General features: G+C 61.1%; 23 protein-coding genes and 2 pseudogenes. 12 read left to right on the top strand and 13 right to left on the bottom strand.

Translation table 11 applies throughout. The features are described from left to right. Positions 1–560 precede the first annotated feature (560 nt). The 3 genes from RWJ89_RS29235 to zwf all read left to right on the top strand — a co-directional run bounded on the left by RWJ89_RS29235 (position 561) and on the right by zwf (position 4,343). Positions 561–1,841: a hemolysin family protein gene (locus RWJ89_RS29235; RefSeq protein WP_131641495.1), complete on the top strand. Its 1,281-nt coding sequence runs from the start codon at positions 561–563 to the stop codon at positions 1,839–1,841. Positions 1,842–1,928: 87 nt separating this feature from the next. Then, entirely contained in the window at positions 1,929–2,699 is a 771-nt protein-coding gene (gene tam, locus RWJ89_RS29230; protein WP_131665870.1) for a trans-aconitate 2-methyltransferase, read from the top strand. Positions 2,700–2,834: 135 nt separating this feature from the next. Further along, positions 2,835–4,343 carry a glucose-6-phosphate dehydrogenase gene (gene zwf / locus RWJ89_RS29225; RefSeq protein ID WP_316031857.1) on the top strand — a complete coding sequence of 503 codons (1,509 nt, stop codon included), beginning with the start codon at positions 2,835–2,837 and terminating at the stop codon, positions 4,341–4,343. A gap of 32 nt (positions 4,344–4,375) precedes the next feature. Here the strand turns inward: zwf and RWJ89_RS29220 are convergent, their stop codons facing one another. Further along, a complete protein-coding gene (locus RWJ89_RS29220) occupies positions 4,376–4,717 on the bottom strand; it encodes a hypothetical protein (protein ID WP_221947521.1) in 342 nt (113 codons plus the stop codon). Between the two features lie 76 nt (positions 4,718–4,793). Then, a pseudogene (locus tag RWJ89_RS29215) lies at positions 4,794–5,248 on the bottom strand (NUDIX hydrolase). 195 nt (positions 5,249–5,443) lie between these two features. On the opposite strand from RWJ89_RS29215, the gene RWJ89_RS29210 reads away from it, so the two are divergent. After that, a complete protein-coding gene (locus RWJ89_RS29210; protein WP_020049113.1) occupies positions 5,444–5,707 on the top strand; it encodes a type II toxin-antitoxin system ParD family antitoxin in 264 nt (87 codons plus the stop codon). 3 nt (positions 5,708–5,710) lie between these two features. After that, a pseudogene (locus RWJ89_RS29205) lies at positions 5,711–6,017 on the top strand (type II toxin-antitoxin system RelE/ParE family toxin). Positions 6,018–6,169: 152 nt separating this feature from the next. On the opposite strand, the gene RWJ89_RS29200 reads toward RWJ89_RS29205, so the two are convergent. Next, positions 6,170–6,559 carry a hypothetical protein gene (locus RWJ89_RS29200; protein WP_020049111.1) on the bottom strand — a complete coding sequence of 130 codons (390 nt, stop codon included), beginning with the start codon at positions 6,557–6,559 and terminating at the stop codon, positions 6,170–6,172. A 224-nt stretch (positions 6,560–6,783) separates the two neighbouring features. Between RWJ89_RS29200 and RWJ89_RS29195 the strand changes: the two genes are divergently transcribed. The 5 genes from RWJ89_RS29195 (at position 6,784) to RWJ89_RS29175 (ending at position 13,316) form a co-directional block, all read left to right on the top strand. Further along, positions 6,784–8,346, top strand: coding sequence for a helicase HerA-like C-terminal domain-containing protein (locus RWJ89_RS29195; protein WP_316031856.1), 1,563 nt, complete (start codon positions 6,784–6,786; stop codon positions 8,344–8,346). 218 nt (positions 8,347–8,564) lie between these two features. After that, the gene (locus tag RWJ89_RS29190; protein ID WP_316031855.1) at positions 8,565–8,924 is read left to right on the top strand and encodes a type II toxin-antitoxin system RelE/ParE family toxin; all 360 of its coding nucleotides are present in this window, start codon (positions 8,565–8,567) and stop codon (positions 8,922–8,924) included. Further along, positions 8,914–9,243: a helix-turn-helix domain-containing protein gene (locus RWJ89_RS29185; RefSeq protein ID WP_020049108.1), complete on the top strand. Its 330-nt coding sequence runs from the start codon at positions 8,914–8,916 to the stop codon at positions 9,241–9,243. Before RWJ89_RS29190 ends, RWJ89_RS29185 begins: the two co-directional genes overlap by 11 nt. Before the next feature lie 259 nt (positions 9,244–9,502). Further along, positions 9,503–11,098: an ABC-F family ATP-binding cassette domain-containing protein gene (locus tag RWJ89_RS29180; protein ID WP_316031854.1), complete on the top strand. Its 1,596-nt coding sequence runs from the start codon at positions 9,503–9,505 to the stop codon at positions 11,096–11,098. A 697-nt stretch (positions 11,099–11,795) separates the two neighbouring features. Further along, positions 11,796–13,316, top strand: coding sequence for an ABC-F family ATP-binding cassette domain-containing protein (locus RWJ89_RS29175; RefSeq protein WP_132610415.1), 1,521 nt, complete (start codon positions 11,796–11,798; stop codon positions 13,314–13,316). A gap of 238 nt (positions 13,317–13,554) precedes the next feature. Here RWJ89_RS29175 and RWJ89_RS29170 read toward each other — a convergent pair whose 3' ends face one another. The 3 genes from RWJ89_RS29170 to RWJ89_RS29160 form a co-directional block, all read right to left on the bottom strand. Next, positions 13,555–14,334, bottom strand: coding sequence for a VOC family protein (locus tag RWJ89_RS29170; protein ID WP_077975940.1), 780 nt, complete (start codon positions 14,332–14,334; stop codon positions 13,555–13,557). 70 nt (positions 14,335–14,404) lie between these two features. Further along, positions 14,405–14,872: a DUF1579 domain-containing protein gene (locus tag RWJ89_RS29165; RefSeq protein WP_131666799.1), complete on the bottom strand. Its 468-nt coding sequence runs from the start codon at positions 14,870–14,872 to the stop codon at positions 14,405–14,407. Between the two features lie 108 nt (positions 14,873–14,980). After that, positions 14,981–15,709 carry a DUF899 domain-containing protein gene (locus tag RWJ89_RS29160; RefSeq protein WP_131666798.1) on the bottom strand — a complete coding sequence of 243 codons (729 nt, stop codon included), beginning with the start codon at positions 15,707–15,709 and terminating at the stop codon, positions 14,981–14,983. A gap of 88 nt (positions 15,710–15,797) precedes the next feature. Between RWJ89_RS29160 and RWJ89_RS29155 the strand changes: the two genes are divergently transcribed. Continuing rightward, on the top strand, positions 15,798–16,244 hold the full coding sequence (locus RWJ89_RS29155) for a MarR family winged helix-turn-helix transcriptional regulator (RefSeq protein ID WP_131666797.1): 447 nt from the start codon (positions 15,798–15,800) through the stop codon (positions 16,242–16,244). A 93-nt stretch (positions 16,245–16,337) separates the two neighbouring features. Here RWJ89_RS29155 and RWJ89_RS29150 read toward each other — a convergent pair whose 3' ends face one another. Next, positions 16,338–16,760, bottom strand: coding sequence for an organic hydroperoxide resistance protein (locus tag RWJ89_RS29150; RefSeq protein WP_131666796.1), 423 nt, complete (start codon positions 16,758–16,760; stop codon positions 16,338–16,340). A gap of 124 nt (positions 16,761–16,884) precedes the next feature. On the opposite strand from RWJ89_RS29150, the gene RWJ89_RS29145 reads away from it, so the two are divergent. Then, a complete protein-coding gene (locus RWJ89_RS29145; RefSeq protein ID WP_168255382.1) occupies positions 16,885–17,373 on the top strand; it encodes a MarR family winged helix-turn-helix transcriptional regulator in 489 nt (162 codons plus the stop codon). A gap of 55 nt (positions 17,374–17,428) precedes the next feature. On the opposite strand, the gene RWJ89_RS29140 is transcribed toward RWJ89_RS29145, so the two are convergent. The 6 genes from RWJ89_RS29140 to RWJ89_RS29115 all read right to left on the bottom strand — a co-directional run bounded on the left by RWJ89_RS29140 (position 17,429) and on the right by RWJ89_RS29115 (position 20,915). After that, on the bottom strand, positions 17,429–17,653 hold the full coding sequence (locus RWJ89_RS29140; protein WP_003546479.1) for a hypothetical protein: 225 nt from the start codon (positions 17,651–17,653) through the stop codon (positions 17,429–17,431). 220 nt (positions 17,654–17,873) lie between these two features. Next, positions 17,874–18,113 carry a 30S ribosomal protein S21 gene (gene rpsU / locus RWJ89_RS29135; protein ID WP_003546477.1) on the bottom strand — a complete coding sequence of 80 codons (240 nt, stop codon included), beginning with the start codon at positions 18,111–18,113 and terminating at the stop codon, positions 17,874–17,876. A gap of 76 nt (positions 18,114–18,189) precedes the next feature. Next, the gene (locus tag RWJ89_RS29130; protein WP_131666795.1) at positions 18,190–18,474 is read right to left on the bottom strand and encodes a cold-shock protein; all 285 of its coding nucleotides are present in this window, start codon (positions 18,472–18,474) and stop codon (positions 18,190–18,192) included. Between the two features lie 164 nt (positions 18,475–18,638). Then, the gene (locus RWJ89_RS29125) at positions 18,639–18,848 is read right to left on the bottom strand and encodes a cold-shock protein (protein ID WP_003546468.1); all 210 of its coding nucleotides are present in this window, start codon (positions 18,846–18,848) and stop codon (positions 18,639–18,641) included. Between the two features lie 348 nt (positions 18,849–19,196). Next, entirely contained in the window at positions 19,197–19,931 is a 735-nt protein-coding gene (locus RWJ89_RS29120) for a L,D-transpeptidase family protein (RefSeq protein WP_020049095.1), read from the bottom strand. A 177-nt stretch (positions 19,932–20,108) separates the two neighbouring features. Continuing rightward, a complete protein-coding gene (locus RWJ89_RS29115) occupies positions 20,109–20,915 on the bottom strand; it encodes a L,D-transpeptidase (RefSeq protein ID WP_131666794.1) in 807 nt (268 codons plus the stop codon). Between the last annotated feature and the right edge of the window lie 104 nt (positions 20,916–21,019).

Below are 21,019 nucleotides of genomic sequence, written 5' to 3'. Positions count from 1 at the left end.
CCCCACGCTCCATCCCGTCAAATTCCCTCTGCCGACAGCTCGGTCATTACCAGGCGCTTTTGCAGAAAAGCGGAAAACCAGCCGAAATCCTCAACCAAAACGAGGTGCTGCTCTCCTTTTCAAAACTGTCACATCAAGACGCTATAAGGATTTTCGCCCGGCGCCTCTTGCGTCGGCACTGTTTCACCGTCAAAATTGCGGCATGCCTGACAGCGACCCATCCAGTACAAGCTCCGCCCCTTCCCACCGGGATCTCCCGGCCGAGGAAGCAGGCGACCATTGTAGACGGTGCGACGACCTCCGCCTCGCCTCAGGCCTATCAAGGCTCCCGCAGAGAGGGCCGCTTCCCATTGTCAATGACGGGTGGCCGCAGCCTGCCGGTTTTACCGATGGCCCTGACTTTCACCTCAGAGGAGCGGCCTGATGGAACCTGAACTGATGTCAACACGATAATGGAAAGACGACAGGCGATGCGTATATGCGTATAAGAGCGTCCCTTCGAATGCCTCGCCGCTTCGCCTGACGAACGCGGCATTACAACCTCAACGAATAGGGTCCCTGTGTTTCTGGAAATTGGAATTGTGGCGTTTCTCACCATCCTGAATGGTGTGCTCGCCATGTCTGAGCTGGCCGTCGTGTCTTCTCGAACAGCCCGCCTGAAGGTTCTCTCCGACAATGGAAGCAAGGGTGCAGCTCAAGCGATCAAACTTGCCGAAAACCCCGGTCGTTTTCTCTCTACGGTGCAGATCGGCATCACGCTGGTCGGCGTTCTATCCGGCGCTTTCTCAGGGGCCACGCTCGGCGGCCGCCTGAGCGGATGGCTGGAAGTCCAAGGAATGTCATCGACAGCCGCTGATGCCCTTGGCGTGGGTTCAGTCGTGGTGGCAATCACCTATCTTTCGCTGATCATAGGCGAACTTGTTCCAAAGCAGATCGCGTTACGGGAACCCGAAGCGGTTGCGGCCAAGGTCGCACCCGCTATGGCGGTCCTTTCAAAAATTGCGCTGCCACTCGTGTGGCTTCTAAACGCCTCCGGAAACCTTGTGCTCAAGCTCCTGGGCCAGGCAGGAAAAGGTGGCGACAATGTCTCTGACGCAGAGATCAAGACCGTTCTGGCCGAGGCCCAGTCGGCTGGAGTGATCGAAAGCGAAGAGTCCGCGATGATATCGGGTGTCATGCGGCTGGCTGACCGCACCGCCCGAGCACTTATGACGCCCCGACGCGACGTCGAAATTATCGATATTGACGACAGCCTTGATGAAATTCGGACCCAGTTGCACAGGACGAAGCGGTCGCGGTTGCCGGTTCGAAAAGGCAGTTCGGACGAGGTGATCGGGATCCTTCCGGTCAAGGACTTCTACGACTCGATGTCCGAACACGGCACTGTCGACATCAAGGCGCTGACGCAAGATGTCCCGGTGGTTTCAGACCTTGCAACTGCCATCAATGTTATTGAAGCCATCAGGAAATCGCCCATTCACATGGTGCTGGTTTTCGACGAGTACGGCCACTTCGAGGGGATTGTCTCGTCGGGTGACATTTTGGAAGCAATCATGGGGGCTCTCCAGGAGGGACCTGTCGATGAACAGGCCATCGCTCGTCGAGATGACGGTTCTTACCTCGTGTCGGGCTGGACGCCGATTGACGAGTTCGCTGAATTCTTAAACCTCAGGCTCGATGACGACTTGGAATATCAGACTGTGGCCGGTCTGGTGTTGGAGGAGCTGAAACATCTGCCCGAATTGGGGGAGAGCTTCACGAGAGGTGGATGGCGCTTCGAGGTCATCGATCTCGACGGGAGGCGCGTCGACAAAATACTTGTGTCTGAAGATCGAGGGTGACGGCTTGGCCCGTGTCGTCAAGCTCGACGGCAGCAACATCGACACGATGCGCATGGAAGACGTGGCCCGACACCAGGAGGTACCGCCATGGCATGGTCCGCCAGCCAATATGTGAAATTCGAGGACGAGCGCACGCGACCGTCGCGTGACCTTCTGGCACAGGTGCCGCTGCAAAACATTCGTCATGCCATCGATCTCGGCTGCGGCCCGGGCAATTCGACCGAGCTGATCATCGAGCGCTATGGGGCGGACGGCGTCTCCGGCGTCGACAGCGACATGAACATGCTGGAGGCGGCCCGCAAGCGGCTTCCCGGCACTGCCTTCGTCGAGGCCGATCTCGGCATCTGGCAGCCGACTGAGCCCGCCGACCTGCTCTTTGCCAATGCGGTCTTCCAATGGCTGCCCGATCATCTCGATATCTTCGACCGGCTGATGGACGGGCTTTCCGAAGGCGGCGTGCTGGCCGTGCAGATGCCCGACAATCTCGGCGAACCCTCGCATCTGGCGATGGAGGAGACTGCCCATGCCGGCCCATGGAAATCCGCCTTCGAGGTGAAGAGCGTGCGCCGCAAGCCGCTGCCGCCGCCGTCCACCTATTACTCCAGGCTGATCGCCAAAGCTTCGCGCGTCGATATCTGGCACACGGTCTACAATCACCCGATGGCGGATGCGGCGGCGATCGTCGAATGGGTGAAGGGAACCGGACTGATGCCCTATCTCGCCCATGCCGGCGAAGAGCATCGCGAGGCATTCCTGGCGGATTATCGGGAGCGGTTGGAAAAGGCCTATCCCAAGATGTCGGACGGGCGGGTGCTGCTCAGGTTTCCGAGGATCTTCATGGTGGCTGTGAAAGGGTAATCGGCCGCCTACCACCAAGGTGACGTGGGCTCAGCCAGTCCGGATGGTGTCAAATGCTTGTTATCCCTCGCCTGCATATGTTGCGGCAAAGCCGGCGCGCAGTATAGTCGGCCGCAAATTCCAAGGAGATGGCACATGGACGCTGCCCCTACCCCGCCGGTCACCCTCGTCATCTTCGGCGCCACGGGAGACCTGACGCGCCGCCTGCTGGTGCCGGCGATCATCAATCTGACGCGCAGCCGCCTGGTGGGCGAGGATCTCCACATTCTCGGCATCGGCATCGAACCTGGTGACGACGAATTCCTGCGCGGGCGGCTCGACCAATTCCTCAACCATCTGAGCGGCGAAACGCCGACAGTGAAGGACGAAGCCTGGGAGAGCCTGCGCCGGCGCATTTCCTATACGTCCGGGGATTTCACCAAGGACGATATTTTCGTCGAGATCGGCAAGCGCCTAGGCCCGAATGCCAATGCCGCCTTCTATCTTGCGGTGCCGCCATCCTTTTTCGGCACGATCGTCGAGAAGCTCGCCGCCCATGGGCTGACCGATGAAAGCGACGGCGTCTTCCGCCGTGTCGCCATCGAAAAGCCGTTCGGCACCGATCTCGCCTCGGCGCGGGCGCTCAATGCACAGATCCTCGCGCAGGTCGGGGAAAGCCAAGTTTACCGGCTCGACCATTTCCTCGGCAAGGAAACCGTGCAGAACTTGATGACGGCGCGTTTCGCCAACATGATGATCGAGTCCTTGTGGAACAGCCGCTACATCGACCATGTGCAGATCACCGCCGCCGAAATCGTCGATGTCGGCAGCCGCGGCAAATTCTACGATGCAACCGGCGCGTTGCGCGACATGGTGCCGAACCATCTCTTCCAGCTGCTGGCGATGATCGCCATGGAACCGCCGAACAGCTTCGATGCCGAGGCGATCCGCAACGAGAAGAGCAAGGTGCTGAAGGCGCTACGCATCTATACGCCTGATGAGGCCAAGACGCATGGCGTGCGCGGCGCCTATGGCGCAGGCCCACTCAATGGTGCTGCGCTTCCGGCCTATCGCCATACCAAGGACGTCTCGCCCGACAGCAGGACCGAGACCTTCGTGGCGCTGAAGCTCTATGCCGATACCTGGCGCTGGGCCGGCGTGCCCTTCTATCTCAGGACCGGCAAGGCGCTGACGGCGCGCGACACCGAGATCGTCATTACCTTCCAGCCGGTTCCCTTCGCGCAGTTTCGCGAGACGGAGGTCAATAGTCGCCTGCCGCCGAACCGGCTGGTGATCCAGGTGCAGCCCGACGAGGGCATGAGCATGGAAATCTCGATCAAATCGCCGGGGCTTTCCGTCGACACCGTGCCGGTCTCGCTCGATTTCCGCTATGCCGACAAATTCGATATTGCCAAGACGACCGGCTATGAATCACTGCTCTATGATCTCTTCATCGGCGACCAGACGCTGTTCCAGCGCGCCGACGGCATCGAGGCCGGATGGGCGGCGGTGCAACCCTTCCTCGATATCTGGGCTAGGGATCAAAGCGTGCCAGACGCTTACGCGCCGGGCAGCATGGGACCGGCCTCAGCCGACGAACTGATCCAGCGCGACAGGCGGCAGTGGCATGAACTCGGCGTGATACTACACAAGGACGGCAAATAGCCGGTTCTGCCTTCCAATCCCGGACTACCCCGTCAGCGGCAGGCGTCGCTTAGCGTACCGTCGCGCTCGGCCGCGCGGTACTGACGCGTCCCGGGCCGCGGGCAGGTGGGTCGATCCGGCGGAAAGACGACGTTGATATCACCGGTTTCGACTGGATCGAGCGGAATCACGAGTCCGCCGCTGGATTCCGCCCCCGGCACCGTGCCGGGCGGCATACCGCCGAAGCGGCCGCTATAGTCCATATCAGCAAGCGCCTGGGAGAAGGCCGGCGTGGCGAATCCGAGGAGAATGATCGAGGCTGCTGCAAGAAACATACGCATGATGCTATTCCTTCTGGTTTCGGCGATGCGGCAGAAACAGCAGAACGACATCATTGTTCCCCCGGAAGCGGGGCGGACGATCAAAGTTTGGCGATCGGAATATGGCGCCTCACAGCGGGTGATCTCCGGCTCAATCGCGCCAGCGCGACAGCAGCCTGTCGAGACCTGTCGGATAGAGATCGATGCCGGCGTCCCGCAGCCTGTCGCGGCCGAACCAGCGCGCCGTCGCCGCCGTCTCGTCGAGTTCGGAATAGTGAATTTCGTCGCGCCCGTAGAGCGATGCATCGGCCAGTTCGATGTCGGCGGCGAAGATATATTCGTGACCGATCGCGCCATGATGTTCGAAGATGTTTTCAAGCAGATGCCAGGGCCGAGGATACGGATATCGGTCTCGAGTTCCTCTCTGAATTCGCGGTGCAAGGCTTCTTCACGGCTCTCGCCGAATTCGATCGCGCCGCCGAGCGGGCGAACGCCCTTGATGCGGCCGCTGTCGTCCTCCACCTCGGCGGCAAGCAACTGGTCTTTCCGCCAGGCGAGGCCGATCACCTTCAACCTGATCTGCTGCGATGGGCGCCAGACGGTCACGAGCTCTCCTTCCATCCAATGGCAGCCGTTAATTAGCGGGCGGAGGCTGAAAGGCAAGGCGATCAGGGCCACCGCGGCCGGATACCGCCGATCACCAGACGACCGGAGGAGATAACGACCGTTTAACGTCGAGGATTGACATCTATTGCCATCACGGTGTGACAGCTTCATATTGACGACAACGAAAGGAAAACCATGCCCAACGTTGCGCTCGGGAACCACTACGAAGAATTTGTCCGGAAGCAGCTGGAGTCCGGCCGCTACAATAATGCCAGCGAGGTTGTCCGTGCAGGCCTGCGGCTACTGGAGGATCATGAGGCGGCCCGCGAGCGCTGGCTCAATGAAGAAATTCCGGCGCGCTACGACGACCTAGTGAACAAGCCGGGCCTCGGCATCCCGGCCGAGACAGTGCGCGCCCGCTTTGAAAAGCGCCGGAATGACGCGGCGAAAGCCAAGTAGGGCATGGCCTACCGCATTATCTACCATCCGAAGGCAGAAGCCGAACTCGACAAGCTCTATGCCGATATCGCCGTTGAGGCGGGAACCGGCATCGCCGGCGACTTCGTTCACGCAGTTCATCGAGGCCCTGGAGACGTTTCCGGAACGGGGCACGCTGCGGGAAGGCCGAATTCCCGGCCTCCGGATCATCGGCTATCGGCGCAGCGTCTGCGTGGCGTTCACGGTGAGCGGCAATAACGTCAGCATATTGGGCGTGTTTGCGCGTGGGCGTGATATCACCGACGAACTCCTCGAGGAGCGACAACGGTGAGCCGACCGGCGAGCGCCTTCCGAATGAACGGCAGGTACGGCTCCTTCAGGTTCAGCTTGCCGTGCTGCCGACTGGCCACCTCTTCAAGTGGGACCAGGGCAAAATATGATGAGTCTCGCGGCGACGCCGCGAAGGCTCTTTCTCGTCGTCGCTCAGACGAACTGGCTGAGGCCCGGGACGGAAGCGACGACCTCGTCGACGACTTCCTCGCCGGCATATTGCTTGGCGATCGCGATGGTTTCCTTGGCAAGCGAGGTGATTTCGCCCATGCCGAGACCTTCGCCCATCAGCTGCTGGCCGAGCCCCATGATGCCGCCGCCGCCGAGCGAGCTCATCAGCCCGCCGAGCAGACCGCCGCCGGCACCTTCGCCGTTGAACTGGGCGACAAGATCGGCACCGCCGGGGATCGCTTCGATCATCTTGGCAACCGGGCCATCGGCGGCCTCGCGCTGCAGGAAGCCGAGCATCATGCCGAGCGCCTTTTCGGCCAAATCAGGCGCAATACCCACGCGATCGGCGATCTGGGTCACAATTTCATTCATCGTCAGCCTCCTGTTTTTTGACGTTAACGTCAACGTTAATCGAGATTCGACCACAACTCAAGCCGGCCCCTCCCCGGGCCGCACTTTGTCCGGTTTTGCTTTTAATGCAAACAGTTGTCCGCATGCGCATGCCTGCTTATAACAGGGAAACGATAGTTCAATGAAGGCGGCAGAAGCACGCCTTCTCATACAAATGGCGGCAGAGCCCCAAGGGAGCATTCCGAATGATCGAGGAAGGCAAGATTTTCATCGGCGCGAGCCGCAATCCCGATGACAGCATCAACAAGCCGGAATATCTCGACCTGAAATTTGGCAATCGCCACGGCCTCGTCACCGGCGCTACCGGCACCGGCAAGACGGTGACGCTGCAGGTGCTGGCCGAAGGTTTCTCGCGGGCCGGCGTTCCGGTGTTTGCGGCCGATATCAAGGGCGATCTTTCCGGCATCGCCGCCAAGGGCGAGCCCAAGGACTTCCTGACCAAGCGCGCCGAGCAGATCGGCTTTGCCGACTATGAATTCGACCAGTTTCCGGTGATCTTCTGGGATCTGTTCGGTGAGAAGGGCCACCGGGTGCGCACCACCATCGCCGAGATGGGACCGCTGCTGCTCGCCCGCCTGATGGATGCCTCCGAGCCGCAGGAAGGCGTCATCAACATTGCCTTCAAGATCGCCGACCAGGGCGGGTTGCCGCTGCTCGACCTCAAGGATTTCAGCTCGCTGCTCAACTATATGGGCGAGAACGCCAGCCAACTTTCCAACCAGTACGGGCTGATCTCCAAGGCTTCGGTCGGCTCGATCCAGCGGGCGCTGCTCGTTCTCGAACAGCAGGGTGCGGAGCATTTCTTCGGCGAACCGGCGCTGAAGATCACCGACATCATGCGCACCAGCAATAGTGGCTACGGCCAGATCTCGGTGCTGGCCGCCGACAAGCTGATGATGAACCCCCGGCTTTACGCCACTTTCCTGCTCTGGCTGCTTTCCGAGCTCTTCGAGGAATTGCCCGAAGTGGGCGATCCCGAAAAGCCGAAGCTCGTCTTCTTCTTCGACGAGGCGCATCTGCTCTTCAACGACGCGCCGAGGGTGCTGACCGAACGTGTCGAGCAGGTGGTACGGCTGATCCGTTCCAAGGGCGTCGGCGTCTATTTCGTGACGCAGAACCCGCTCGACGTGCCGGAAACGGTACTTGCCCAGCTCGGCAACCGGGCGCAGCATGCGCTTCGCGCCTATTCGCCGCGCGAGCAGAAAGCGGTGAGGACGGCGGCCGATACATTCCGCGCCAATCCGGCCTTCGATTGCGCCACCATCATCACCAATCTCGGCACCGGCGAGGCACTGGTCTCAACGCTCGAGGCCAAGGGCGCGCCTTCGATCGTCGAGCGCACACTGATCCGCCCACCCTCCGGCCGCGTCGGCCCGGTGACGGATGCCGAGCGCCGGCAGATCATGGACAGAAGCCCGGTCCTCGGCATCTATGACGAGGATGTCGACCGCGAATCCGCCTTCGAGATGCTGGTGGCGCGGGCAAAGAAGGCGGCCGATGCCGAGGCCGCCAAGCGAGCGCAGGAAGAAGCGGCAGAGCAGCAGCCGGGCACCACCTCCGGCTGGACCCTGCCTGGCTTCGGCGGCAGCAATGACGACAATCAGGGTCGCAGCCAGTCGCGCGGCAGGACTTCCGGCTACCAGCGCGAAACGGTGGTGGAAGCGGCGATGAAGAGCGTGGCGCGCACGGTGGCAACGCAAGTCGGCCGGGCGCTGGTGCGTGGGATCTTGGGGAGCTTGAAGCGGTGAGCCTGGGTCTCTTCTTCCCTGGGTCCGAAGGACGATGCCCGCAGGCAGATGAAGGGTAAGAAGCATCATCGAGAACGCCTTGAGCGACCAGTGAAAGGCAGCAACGCGGTGTTCTGTCCCTCATTCGAGCTGCTTGGGTTGAGCCACGTCTCTCAATCCAGCTTGTTTGATCTCGATCTTGATTTTATATCTTTAAATATATATTTCTTAGGCGGCCGATGACATATAAGGTTCAATTCCATCCCGACTTCGTCCCTGAATGGAAAGAACTGGAGATGGGGTTGAAAGAACTGGTTGGCGAAGTGTTCGACCACCTTGAAGATGATGGCCCGTTCTTAGGGCGCCCTCAGGTCGATACGCTTTCAGGTTCCGATTATGCGAATATGAAGGAAATCAGAGTCAAATTTGGCAAACAGGTCTGGCGTTTTGCTTTCGCCTTCGATCCCGCTCAAAGTGCCATCATCCTTTGCGGAGGAGACAAGCAAGGCATGAATAAAGCGCTCTTTTACAAACAACTGATCAACAAAGCTGACGCGCGGTTCGGTGCGTGGCTGAAGGAGAAGAAAAATGAGCACTGAATGGAAGACGTTACGCGACGAACTTCCAGAAGATGTTCGTGCTCGGCTCGACATGAAACGTCAGGAGCGTCGTCTGGGCAAAGCCTTGGCGGAAGTGCGCAAAGCGATGCATGCAACACAGCAAGAGGTCGCTACGCGTGCGGCCATGACGCAGAACACTGTTTCCAAAATCGAAAGCGCCGACGATGTCCTCCTATCGTCCATCGTGCGGTACATGCATTCTCTTGGAGGCGGAGTCGAGCTTGTCTTGAAAACGCCTGACGGAAAAGCGAGGCGCGTTGATTTTGATCCTGAGATCTACGTGAAGCAGACCGTGTAACTGCAGAGCACTCGAATACGGCAGCCCCGCGCTCCGTGCGCGGAACATTCGGCAGCCTGAAGCGACAAATCCGCCGACTGCAAGCAGAAGAAGGGCGGCAAGATCGCTGTCTGCCGCGCGATTGGCTGCCTCGCCTTGAACCTGATGCCTTTATTCCCTAAATTACCAGCCATCGACCATTTCAACAGGATGTGTGCCGCAATGGATTTCAATCCGATCGCAACGCCAGTTCGCCTTGCCAACGGGGAAATCCATATTCATGCCTGCATCCATCACTCTCTCCCAAATTTCATGGTCCGCTCCTGACGGGCGGCCGCTTTTTTCCAATCTCGACCTGAGTATCGGGGCCGAGCGTACCGGTCTTGTCGGGCGCAATGGCGTCGGCAAGACGACGCTGCTCAAACTCGTCTCCGGTGAGATCCAGCCGCATTCGGGCACCGTTTCCGTCACCGGCAGCCTCGGTGCGCTGCGGCAGAGCATTCAGGTGGCGCCCGAGGAAACGGTCGCCGATCTCTTCGGCGTGACCGATGCGCTCGCTATTCTTCGCCGCGCCGAAGCCGGCGAAGCAACGGCCGACGAGCTCGCATCGGCGGACTGGATGCTGGAGGCGCGCGTCGCCGCAGCGCTCAATCGCACCGGGCTCGCCGCACCGCCAGAGACGCCGCTTGCCGTGCTCTCCGGCGGGCAGCGCACCCGTGCCGGGCTTGCCGCGCTTGTTTTCACCGAACCGGGTTTCCTGTTGCTCGACGAACCCACAAACAATCTCGATCGCGAAAGCCGCGAGGCGGTGATCGCGTTGATCTCAGGCTGGCGGGCCGGCGCCATCATCGTCAGCCATGACCGGGAACTGCTCGAAAGCGTCGATGCGATCGTCGAGCTGACGTCGCTCGGTGCCACGCGCTACGGCGGCAACTGGAGCCATTTCCGTGAGCGCAAGGCGCTCGAGCTCGCGACGGCACAGCATGATCTCACGGAAGCAGAAAAACGCATGGCCGAGGTGGCGAGGAAGGCGCAGGCGACGGTGGAGCGTCAGGCGCACAGGGACAGCACTGGGCGGAAGATCGCCGCCAAGGGCGGCATCCCGCGCATCATGCTCGGCGGCATGAAGGAACGGAGCGAAACGACGGGTGGCGACAATGCCCGGCTCGCCGACCGCCGGCGCGCCCGGGCGCTGGAAGAAGCAACAGCAGCGCGCGAGAAGATCGAGATCCTCCAGCCCTTGTCGGTCGCCCTGCCCCCGACCGGGCTGCCTGCCAGCAAGATCGTGCTGAAGATGGATGGCGTGACATCGGGCTACCGGCCTGATGATCCCGTTATCCGAGATCTCTCCTTCGATGTGACGGGACCCGAGCGTATCGCCGTCACCGGCCGCAACGGCTCGGGCAAGACGACCTTGCTAGCGCTCGTTACCGGCGCGCTGAAACCCTGGGCCGGCACGGTCAGCGTCATGACCGCTTTCTCGATGCTCGATCAGAAGGTGAGCCTGCTCGATCCGTCAGCCTCGATCCGCGACAATTTTCGCCGGATCAATCCGCAGGCCGATGAAAATACCTGCCGGGCCGCCCTTGCCCGCTTCATGTTCAGGGCCGATGCGGCGCTACAGACGGTATCGACGCTGAGCGGCGGGCAATTGCTGCGGGCGGGCCTTGCCTGCGTCCTCGGCTCGGCACCGCCGCCGCTGTTGATCCTCGACGAGCCGACCAATCATCTCGACATCGACTCGATCGCCGCGGTCGAGGCAGGACTGCGCGCCTATGACGGCGCGCTGCTGGTGGTCAGCCACGACGAGACATTCCTCAGGAGTATCGGGATCACGCGGCGGCTGGAGCTGTCGCCAGCCGATCCGGCCGGGTGATTTTGGGATTGGGCAACGTGCCCATCCGTCTGCCCCACCTCTCCGTCCCCCACCCGCCTCTCGCATGGCAAGTCCCCTCGCCCCGTTGTTTTCGAGAGCGCGGCATCCTCCAACGTCCCTCATCCTGAGGCGCGCAGGCCGAAGGCCGAAGCCTCGAAGGACGCGCTCGGCGCTGCTCCTTGCATCCATTAACCGCCAGCGCACCCGCCCCGCCCTTCGAGGCTCCCTTACAGGGCACCTCAGGGCGAGGCTCTCGTGAGCGCCGAGCACCAGAGCACCATCCTCACTCAGCCACCAACAACGGCATATAGGCGATAGCGGAGTTTAGAGGACGCGTTCCGGCCAAGCTCGCCGCCGACGCGGTGACCGGAAATCGGCGTGCCTGCGCCTCTCTTGCCTCTTTTCGCGGGCAATGTTATTGGAATCCCGCAACCTTTTGAGAAAGGAGGATCACGCAATGCAATATTATTTTCGACATCATCGCCAGCGTGGTCCCGTCAACGCCCTGCAAATGCGTTTGCAGGGCTGACCAGAGACCGTTTCTCGACATCTCTTCCTGGTCTGCCCTTCGTGGCCAATGCGGCGCCGTAGATGACAGCGCGCATTCCTCTCATTTCCCGGGCCCGAACCGCGAAATTCCGTGATGGCTGAACGCCCCGGACCGCGCTTGATACCCGGTCAAGACCAGAGAACGATCATGACACTCATCAATATCCGCAATCTCGGCGTGACGCTGGGCAATCCTTTGTTTTCCAAGCTCAATCTCGTCGTCAATGCCGGCGACCGCATCGGCCTCGTCGCCGCCAACGGGCGGGGGAAATCGACGCTGCTTGCCTGCATCACCGGCGCGCTGGAGCCGAGCGAGGGCGAGATCACCAAAGCGCGCGGGCTGACCGTCGGCCATGTCGCGCAGAATGTGCCACCTGCCCTTTTCGACACGCCATTCTACGATGCGGTGCTGCAGGCGTTGCCGGCCGATCAGGCCGAAAGCGAAAGCTGGCGTGTCGACGTGGTGCTGGAATCGCTCGAAGTGCTGGAGGTCATGCGCGGCCGGCCATTGAAGCAGTTGAGCGGCGGATGGCAGCGGCTTGCCATGCTTGCCCGCACCTGGGTTGGCGAGCCCGACGTGCTTCTGCTCGACGAGCCGACCAACCATCTCGACCTCGAAAAGATCTCGCAGCTGGAGAGCTGGCTGAATGCGCTGCCGCGCGACGTGCCGGTTATCCTGTCCAGCCACGACCGCGCCTTCCTCGATGCGACGACCAACCGGACGCTGTTCCTGCGGCCGGAGCAATCGCCGGTCTTCGCCCTGCCCTATAGCCGGGCGCGCGCTGCCCTCGACGAGGCCGACGCCTCGGAGGCGCGGCGCTACGAGCGCGACATGAAGGTGGCGGAGCAACTGCGCAAGCAGGCGGCGAAGCTCAACAATATCGGTATCAATTCCGGCAGCGATCTGCTCGTCGTCAAGACGAAGCAGCTCAAGCAGCGGGCGGAGAAGCTGGAGGATGCGGCAAAACCGGCGCATCTGGAGCGCTCGGCCGGCGCCATCCGGCTTTCCAACCGCGGCACACATGCCAAGGTGCTGGTGACGCTGGAGGATGCGGCGGTGACGACGCCGGATGGAACGCTGCTGTTCAAGACCGGCCGGCAATTCATCTGCCAGGGCGACCGCATCGTGCTGCTCGGCCTCAACGGCGCCGGCAAGTCGCGGCTGGTGTCGATGCTGAAAGAGGCGATCGAAAGACCGGAGACGGCGCGGGACAGCGTCAAGGCGACGCCTTCGCTCGTTCTCGGCTATGGCGACCAGGCGCTTGCCGATCTTGCCGATACCGACACGCCGATCGGCACGATTATCCGCCGCTTCGATGTCGGCGATCAGCGGGCACGGGGCTTGCTGGCCGGCGCCGGCATGACGATCGATATGCAGGCAAAACCGATCGGCCAGCTCTCCGGCGGCCAGAAGGCCAGGCTCGGCATGCTGGTGCTGCGGCTGACGGAGCCGAACTTCTATCTGCTCGACGAACCGACCAACCATCTCGACATCGACGGGCAGGAGGCGCTGGAGAGCGAGTTGATGGCGCATGAGGCGAGCTGCCTGCTGGTCTCGCACGACCGCAGTTTCGTGCGGGCGGTGGGAAACCGGTTCTGGCTGATCGAGAGGAAGCGGCTGGTGGAGGTGGAAAGTCCGGAAGGGTTTTTTGCTTCGGTTGCGGGGTGATGGATGGCGAGGATGTGGCGTGGGGCCGCTGCCCCCCCTCACCCTAACTTACCCGGGTAGAGCCACTCGTCTCGACCCGTGCTGCGGAACCCCGCTCGCGGGGAGAGGGACGTGCCCTGTGAGAGGTGGGTGGGGAACGGAGAGGTTGCGGCATATCCCCTTCGCCCCGCAAGCGGGGAGAAGGTGCCGGCAGGCGGATGAGGGGCCAACCACCCACCGCCAACGTCGCTCCCAAACCCTACCGCTTCGGTGCGACCAGGCAGAAGAAGGCGCCTTGCGGGTCGGTGGCCTGGATGATCCAGCTGCCGCCGGGGACTTCCATCGGGCCGTTGACGACCGTGCCGCCGCCTGAGGTGACACGTTCGATCGCGGCGTCGAGGGTGGGCACGATGAAATAATAGCACCAGAAGGTCATCGGCATGTTTTCCGGCTTGGTCATCATGCCGCCGGTCTGCCTGCCGTTATGGGCGAAGATGTAGTAGACGCCCATCGGTCCCATATCCATCTCGCTGTCCTTCGTCCAGCCGAACAGCTTGGAATAGAAGGCCAGCGCCTCTTTGCCATTGCCGGCATAGAGTTCGCGCCAGCCGATATTGCCGGGGGCATCGAAGGCCAGTTCCGGCATGGGTTTCTCCATCGGCGCCGGCGTCATGATGCAGAGCACCGCGCCATGCGGATCGGCGACGACGGCGAAGCGGCCGATGGTCGGAATGTCTTCCGGCGGACGGCGGACCGAACCGCCATTGGCGGCAAAATCCTTGGCCGACTGGTCGACGTCGTCGACATCGACATAACCCGTCCAGTTCGGTGGAATGCCCTTACCTTCGAGTTCGGCCGGAAATTCCATCAGCCCGGCGACGCCGATGCCGTTCGCCTCGAAGATCGTGTAGGTGGGCATGCCCTCCACCTTCATTTCCGAGGTGGTCCAGCCGACGACAGAGCTGTAGAATTTCGCCGCGGCCGATGTGTCGGGGGTCATCAACTCGCACCAGATGAACTTTCCATGCGTCTTGGACATCGTACTCTCCCTTTTTCGACGCCGCTTTTTCCTGGGCCCCGTTTTTGGGGTTTGGGGCGCGCCGTGATTGTCAGATCTTGCGGGCGTAATGCGCTTCCATGAACTGCTTCCACGAGCCATCCGGCTGTTTGGTGCTAGAGACGAAAGTGCGATGATCGGCGTCCACGAAGATGATCTGCTCGCGATAATCGGTAAGGCCTTCGGTGTTGAAGTCGGGACCTGTCGTATAGAGGTCGAGCACATTGCCCGACGCGTCGACCTCGCCCTCATAGACCCACATATAGTCCATCATGCTGCCGATCCAGCTGCCGATGTACTTAGCTTTCGAAGCATTGTAGCCGAGCGTCAGGATGCTGGTGGCTTGTTTGCCATCCGGCATACGGCCGGTCCCTTCGGCGACGAACCAGATGCCGTGCAGTGAGCGCACGGTCTCGATCCAGGGCTCGCCGCCACTCATGTCGGGTGTGGTGACGGTCCAGTCGCCGACCAGTCTTCCCAGGAAGGAATGTTCCTTCAGCACTTCAGCGGTCTTCATCATCCTCTTCTCCCTTGAATGATGGTGGTGTTAGTTTTTACGCATCCTGTGAAAGTCACTTCGCGGCTTTCCCGGCAAAGCCGCTTACACTTTTCGGCATCATGCTCCGGCTCAGTGACAGCAGGATGGCGCCTTGGCGGCTTCCTCATATTCGTCGTGGCGGCGCACGAAATTCATCGTGCTGTCCTCGTTGCGGCCCTTCGGCGCGCGGTCGAGCATCATCAGGGTGCCGATCAGTTCTTCCGGCCCGCGGGCATAACTCGAATAGGTATGGAAGACCTCGCCCTTGTCGTTGCAGTAGAAAGCGCTGAGGCCCGGCAGTTCGTCATTGGCATCAGCCGGCGGCATAGGCGTGAAATTATAAAAGACCTTGTCTTTGGCAAGATCCTCCGGGCTGAAAGAAACGTGATAATCGAAATTGAAATCGTTGCCGAAGGAAGAAACCCAGGGAAATTGCCAGCCCATGCGCTGCTTGTAGGCGGCGATCTTATCGAGCGGTGCGCGCGAAACGGCGACCCAGGTGACGTCGTGATGGTTCAGATGCGGCAGGGCGCCATCGACATGATCCGACAGGAAGGAGCAGCCGGTGCAGCCGGCATCCCAATCCGGGCCAAGCATGAAATGGTAGATCAGCAATTGGCTGCGGCCGTCGAAGAGATCGGCGAGCGACTTCCTGCCCTCCGGCGTTTCGAAGACATAATCCCTGTCGACCTTCACCCAGGGCAGCGCCAGACGGGCGGCGTTGACGCTGTCGCGCAGCCGCGTCGCCTCTTTCTCCTTTGCCAGCAGGGCACGGCGGGCTTCGAGCCACTCTTCGCGGGATACAACTTCATTCTGCATGGAATGCGCCCTCCTCCGGCGCTTGCCGGTGAAGCCGGCTCATCTCCTTCTCCTTGACTAAATAGATTGATATCAATAGAAATGGAGCATGTCAAATTTGATCGAGATTCCTTTTTCCACGACGCTGATGGTGCGCGACACCTGCCTTTGCCTGCATGTGCAGCGGGCAGCACGCGCGCTTGCCCGGCTGTTCGACGATGCGCTGAGGCCGGCCGGGCTGACCAATGGGCAGTTTTCGCTGATGATGTCGCTGAACCGGCCCGAGCCACCGCCGATGGGGCCGGTCGCTGCGCTGCTCGCCATGGATCAGACGACGCTGACGGCGGCGCTGAAGCCGCTGCAGCGCAAGGGCTGGGTGACGGTGACGGAGAATCCGCGGGATAGGCGCGGCCGGCTGCTGAGCCTCACCCCTGAGGGCAAGGCGGTGCTGGCAAAGGCCCTGCCGATCTGGAAAAGCACACATGCGATGATAGACGGCAAGCTGCCGGATGGCAGCGCCGAACGGCTGCGGCAGGATCTGCAGGCGCTGTCATGAATGACGATAGAAACGCCGAAGCCGGCCGGAAAGTACGCTGCCCGGCCGGCAGGTGGTGGCAGCCGATACGGCTACCAAGTTTTTTAAAATCGATCAGGCGACGGTGACCGGGACCTCGGTCGAGGTGCGCATGGCGTGGCTGTAGGGGCAGACGATGTGGGCTGCGGCTGCGAGCTTTTCAGCGGTTTCATGGTCGAGACCCGGGATGTTGACCGTCAGCGCCACTTCGATGCCGAAGCCGCCGCCATCTTCACGCGGGCCTATGCCGACGTTGGCGGAGACCGTCGTGTCCTCGGGAATCTTGACCTTCTGCTGGCCCGCGACAAATTTCAATGCACCGAGGAAGCAGGCGGAGTAGCCGGCGGCGAAGAGCTGTTCGGGATTGGTGCCGGTCGCGCCGTCACCACCGAGTTCCTTGGGAACGGTCAGCGTCACGTCCAGAACGCCGTTTTCGGAAACGGCGCGGCCCGCGCGGCCGCCGGTGGCAGAGGCTTTGGTCGTATAGAGAATAGGCATGACAATCTCCTTTGGTTGGCCCTTCGATCGGGTTGGACTTTTATTATCGCACAATTAAATTGTACGCAAGTGAATTTTGCAAATTGCATTTCGGATTCGAAAAGAGGACAATCAGGCTTCAGGGATAATAGATATGAGAGCGCAAACGACGAAGACGATGGAGATACCGCAAGAGGAGAAGCGGCTGGAAAAGCAGTTGTGCTTCGCGGTCTACGCGACGGCGCATGCTTTCACCCGCGCCTACAAGCCGATCCTCGACAGGGTCGGCCTGACCTATCCGCAATATCTGGTGATGCTGGTGCTGTGGGAACGCGGCGAACTGCCGGTCAAGACGATCGGTGAGCAGCTGGATCTCGATTCCGGCACGCTGTCGCCGCTGTTGAAACGGCTGGAACAGAGCGGGCTGATCAAGCGCATCCGCGACCTGCGCGACGAACGGCAGGTGATCGTGTCGCTGACCCCTAGAGGTGAGGCAATGAAAGGAGAGATCGATACGATCATGACGGCGATCGGGCAAGCCGCAGGCTGCACGCTTCAGGAAATGGCCGAGATGCGCGACATGCTGCATCGGCTGCGGGGCAATCTCGGGCGGGCCGGCACGGACGGCGGCTGAACGCATTCCCCCGGTAGAACGGGCACCCGGTAGAGCCGGCGTGCGCGCCGAGGAATCAGGGCCGCGGCTTGGCCGGCGACCGGCGCTTCTTTGCAGGCGCAGCCTTAGGTTCGGCCTCGGCCTCCTGCTGCAAACGCAGCGCCTTCAGCTTCTCCGTCTTCTTGTCACGGGCCGATGCCTCGGCGGCGATAATGGCGCGCGCCGTGTGATCGGTCGCTTCCGCCTTGTCGCGAGACGAAAGCTTGGCGGGATTGAAGAATTCTCCCTTGGTGGCGGTCATAGGCCCCTTTCCCAGGTGATGGCGGCGTTACTGCATCGTTCCTCAAATCGGAATCGGTTCAAGGAATTATGCTGAAATTCAAAGTGTTACAGCCTCCTTGCGCGTCTCAAAAAGACGCGCGGCGCTGTAAGCCATGGCTCCACGGCAGAAACCATGATTCACGGCTGAACCGTGATTGCAACGGTTGGGCCGTGATGCCACGGTTGGGCCACGCCCGGGATTAGCGGGTGGGGCGGAGAACCTTCTTCGGTGCCGGCAGCAGACCTTCGCGCTGCAGCTTCTTGCGGGCGAGCTTGCGCTGGCGGCGAATGGCCTCGGCCTTTTCGCGGGCGCGCTTCTCGGACGGCTTCTCAAATGCGCTGCGCGCCTTCATTTCCCGGAACAGGCCTTCCCGCTGCATCTTTTTCTTGAGCACGCGGAGCGCCTGATCGACATTGTTATCTCTGACGAGTACCTGCAAAACGATATCCTTCCTGTCGCGGCGGCGAGGCCGCACTGTCCAAAATAAAAACCCGGGCCAAATAAAAAACCCGGAACTACTTCCCGATTTTGATGCTCGAAAACTTCAGCCAGGGCTCGGCGCCGTCGGACTTGGCCGCCGCCTCGGGGGAAGCCCTCGACGGAGATTCACCGGTGTCGATGTCGGCCTCAGTGATGCGGCGCTCGAAATTCTCCGCGTCGAACTGGACGCGATATTGCACATGCCCGTGGTCGTTGGGCAGGATGCTGGAGATCCGGCACCGCTTGTTGGCTTTCGCCGTTCGAGTGAGGCCGGATTTCAGCACGATCATGTCGCCGACTTTATAGTTCTGTCTGCCCATTTCAGCGTCCCTTCAACTCTTCGGCTGCTCAATCGGTCAATCACAAGGCCTGCGCAAAGCAAAAAGGCCGGGCTCGAACCCGACCTCTTCCAGTCACTCAGCCCGCTGCCAGTTTGGTCAGCCCGCTGCCAGTACATCCGTGGTCAGCGTAGGCGAATGACAAATCATGCGGCCTGAAGATTGTCGGCCGAATTCTTGCCGGACTTCTTGTCGCGGACGAGATCGTAGCGGATCTTCTGACCTTCAACGAGTTCGCGCATGCCGGCGCGTTCAACCGCTGAGATATGGACAAAAACGTCCGTAGAACCATCATCGGGCTGAATGAAGCCAAAACCCTTGGTGCCATTGAACCACTTGACGACGCCTGAATTCATAACGATCTCCTTTTCAACCGTTTGTGTTCGCCTGCGGAAAGATGTCCGACAAGCCGTATCGATGTTGAGAGGATATCTGACGGAGCGCTCAAGCGCGTGGACAAAGGTCGCAAGCAATTCGATACGCACCATGTAGGATATTTACCGAATTAAGCAATGGTATTTCGGAAAATAATTCTCTCGAGGGGGCAAAATGAAGCACTTGCCCCAGGGGGAAGCACCTGTTTTTCCGGGGCAAAGCGCCACCTTGCCTGGGACAAAGCAACCACTTGCCTGGGGGAAAGCACCAGCTTGCCCGGGAAAAGCGATCGATCCGAGGCGGCCGGATTGCGGCCGCCTCGGTGACGATCATTGCCAGACGACGATGGGCGCCTTTGTCGGCACGCGGTCGTAGAGATCGATGATATCCTGGTTCATCAGCCGCACGCAGCCCGACGAGACGGCCTTGCCGATCGAGCGCCAGTCGGGATTGCCGTGCAGGCGGTAGAGCGTATCCTCTCCGTTCGAGAAGATATAGAGCGCGCGGGCGCCAAGCGGGTTCTTCAGACCCGGCTCCATGCCGCCGTTCTCGATCGAATATTTGACGAGTTCGGGCTGGCGGGCGACCATCTCGTTCGGCGGCTTCCAGCGCGGCCATCTCTGACGCCACTGGATGACGCCCGACCCCTGCCAGGCGAAACCCTCGCGGCCGATGCCGACGCCGTAACGCATCGCCATGCCATCGCCCTGGACGAGATAGAGGAAGCGCGACGGCGTATCGACGACAATGGTGCCGGGGGGCTGACCGGTGGGATCGACGACGCGCTGGCGATAATAGCGCGGATCGATCTGCTCGTAGGGGACGGCTGGAATGAGAAAGCCGCCGTCTTCGATGGGGCCATACATGACGGCAAGTTCGGCCCCGCTCGGCACGCTCGATGTTCCCATCGATTGGAACAGGCGCATGGGCGAACGGTAAATGATCGTCGTATCGCCTGATGTCACGGTGTTGGCTGAGGAGGCGCAGCCGGTGAGCGCGGAGGCTGCGGTCAACGCCGAAAAGGAAAGAAAGCTGCGGCGGGAAAGATGTCTATCGAAGCTCATGACGCGAGACTGATTTCCTTTGATACGGGAAGCCGGACAAGACGCCGGTTAAACCGGTGATTCGTCCCATGCCGATAACGATATTAGGAATATCTATCGGCTTGCGCCAAATAAACCATAGCTTCACGCAGACGTGTCCCGCCAGAAGCAGACGATATGGGAAGCGCTGTTGCAGCACTACATCACAACGATCTCGGCCTTAGCAGGAAGGCGGTCGTAGAGATCGACGACGTCCTGGTTCAGCATGCGCACACAGCCCGACGAGGTGGCCTTGCCGATCGACTGCCAGTCGGGTGTGCCGTGGACACGGTAGAGCGTATCCTGCCCATCCTTGAAGATATACATGGCGCGGGCGCCGAGCGGGTTCATCAGCCCCGGATTCATGCCGCCATTCTCCACCCCAAACGGGCGAACTTCAGGCTGGCGCGAGACCATTTCGACCGACGGCGTCCAGCGCGGCCATTTCTGCTTCCACTGGATGACGCCGCGGCCCGACCAGGCATAACCATCGCGACCGAGACCGACGCCGTAGCGCATCGCCTTGCCGTTGCCCGCGACGAAATAGAGGAAATGCGCCTTGGTATCGATGACCACCGTGCCGGGGCGCTCGGTCGTCTGATAATCGACCTCCTGGCGCAGGAACTGCGGCTGCACGCGGCTGACCGGGATCGCCGGCAGGGTGAAATCCTCATCCCGCAGCTGGCCATACATCGCCATATGCACGGGATTGGTGACCGGCAGGCCATAGGTCTGGTGAAACTGGGTCTTGTAGAGCTCGCGCGTCTGCGGCACCGGCTGATCGGGGATCGGCCGCACCCGGCGCGGATCGACGCCGGGCGGCTGATAGAAGACCGGCGAGGTTTCCTGGACGAAGCGGGCGGGCGAATCGGCGGCGACATCGGGAATGAGGATGTTGCAGCCGCTCAGCGACGCAACCGCAATCACAAGCCCGGCAATCGGGAAGACCCGGCGCAGAAAATTCATGGAACCACCCTTCTCAACGATCGGCAGACAGCGATATCTGCCGGAACGATGGCATCCGCGGCTGGAGCGAGGCTGGCGTTGGCGTGGGAAAGGCGGCGGCGAAA

The organism is Rhizobium sp. 10PS4, assembly GCF_032464805.1.
GTDB lineage: Bacteria > Pseudomonadota > Alphaproteobacteria > Rhizobiales > Rhizobiaceae > Rhizobium > Rhizobium laguerreae.
Note: the sequence above shows the minus strand (reverse complement) of the source record. Positions and strands in the feature narration are given on the sequence as shown.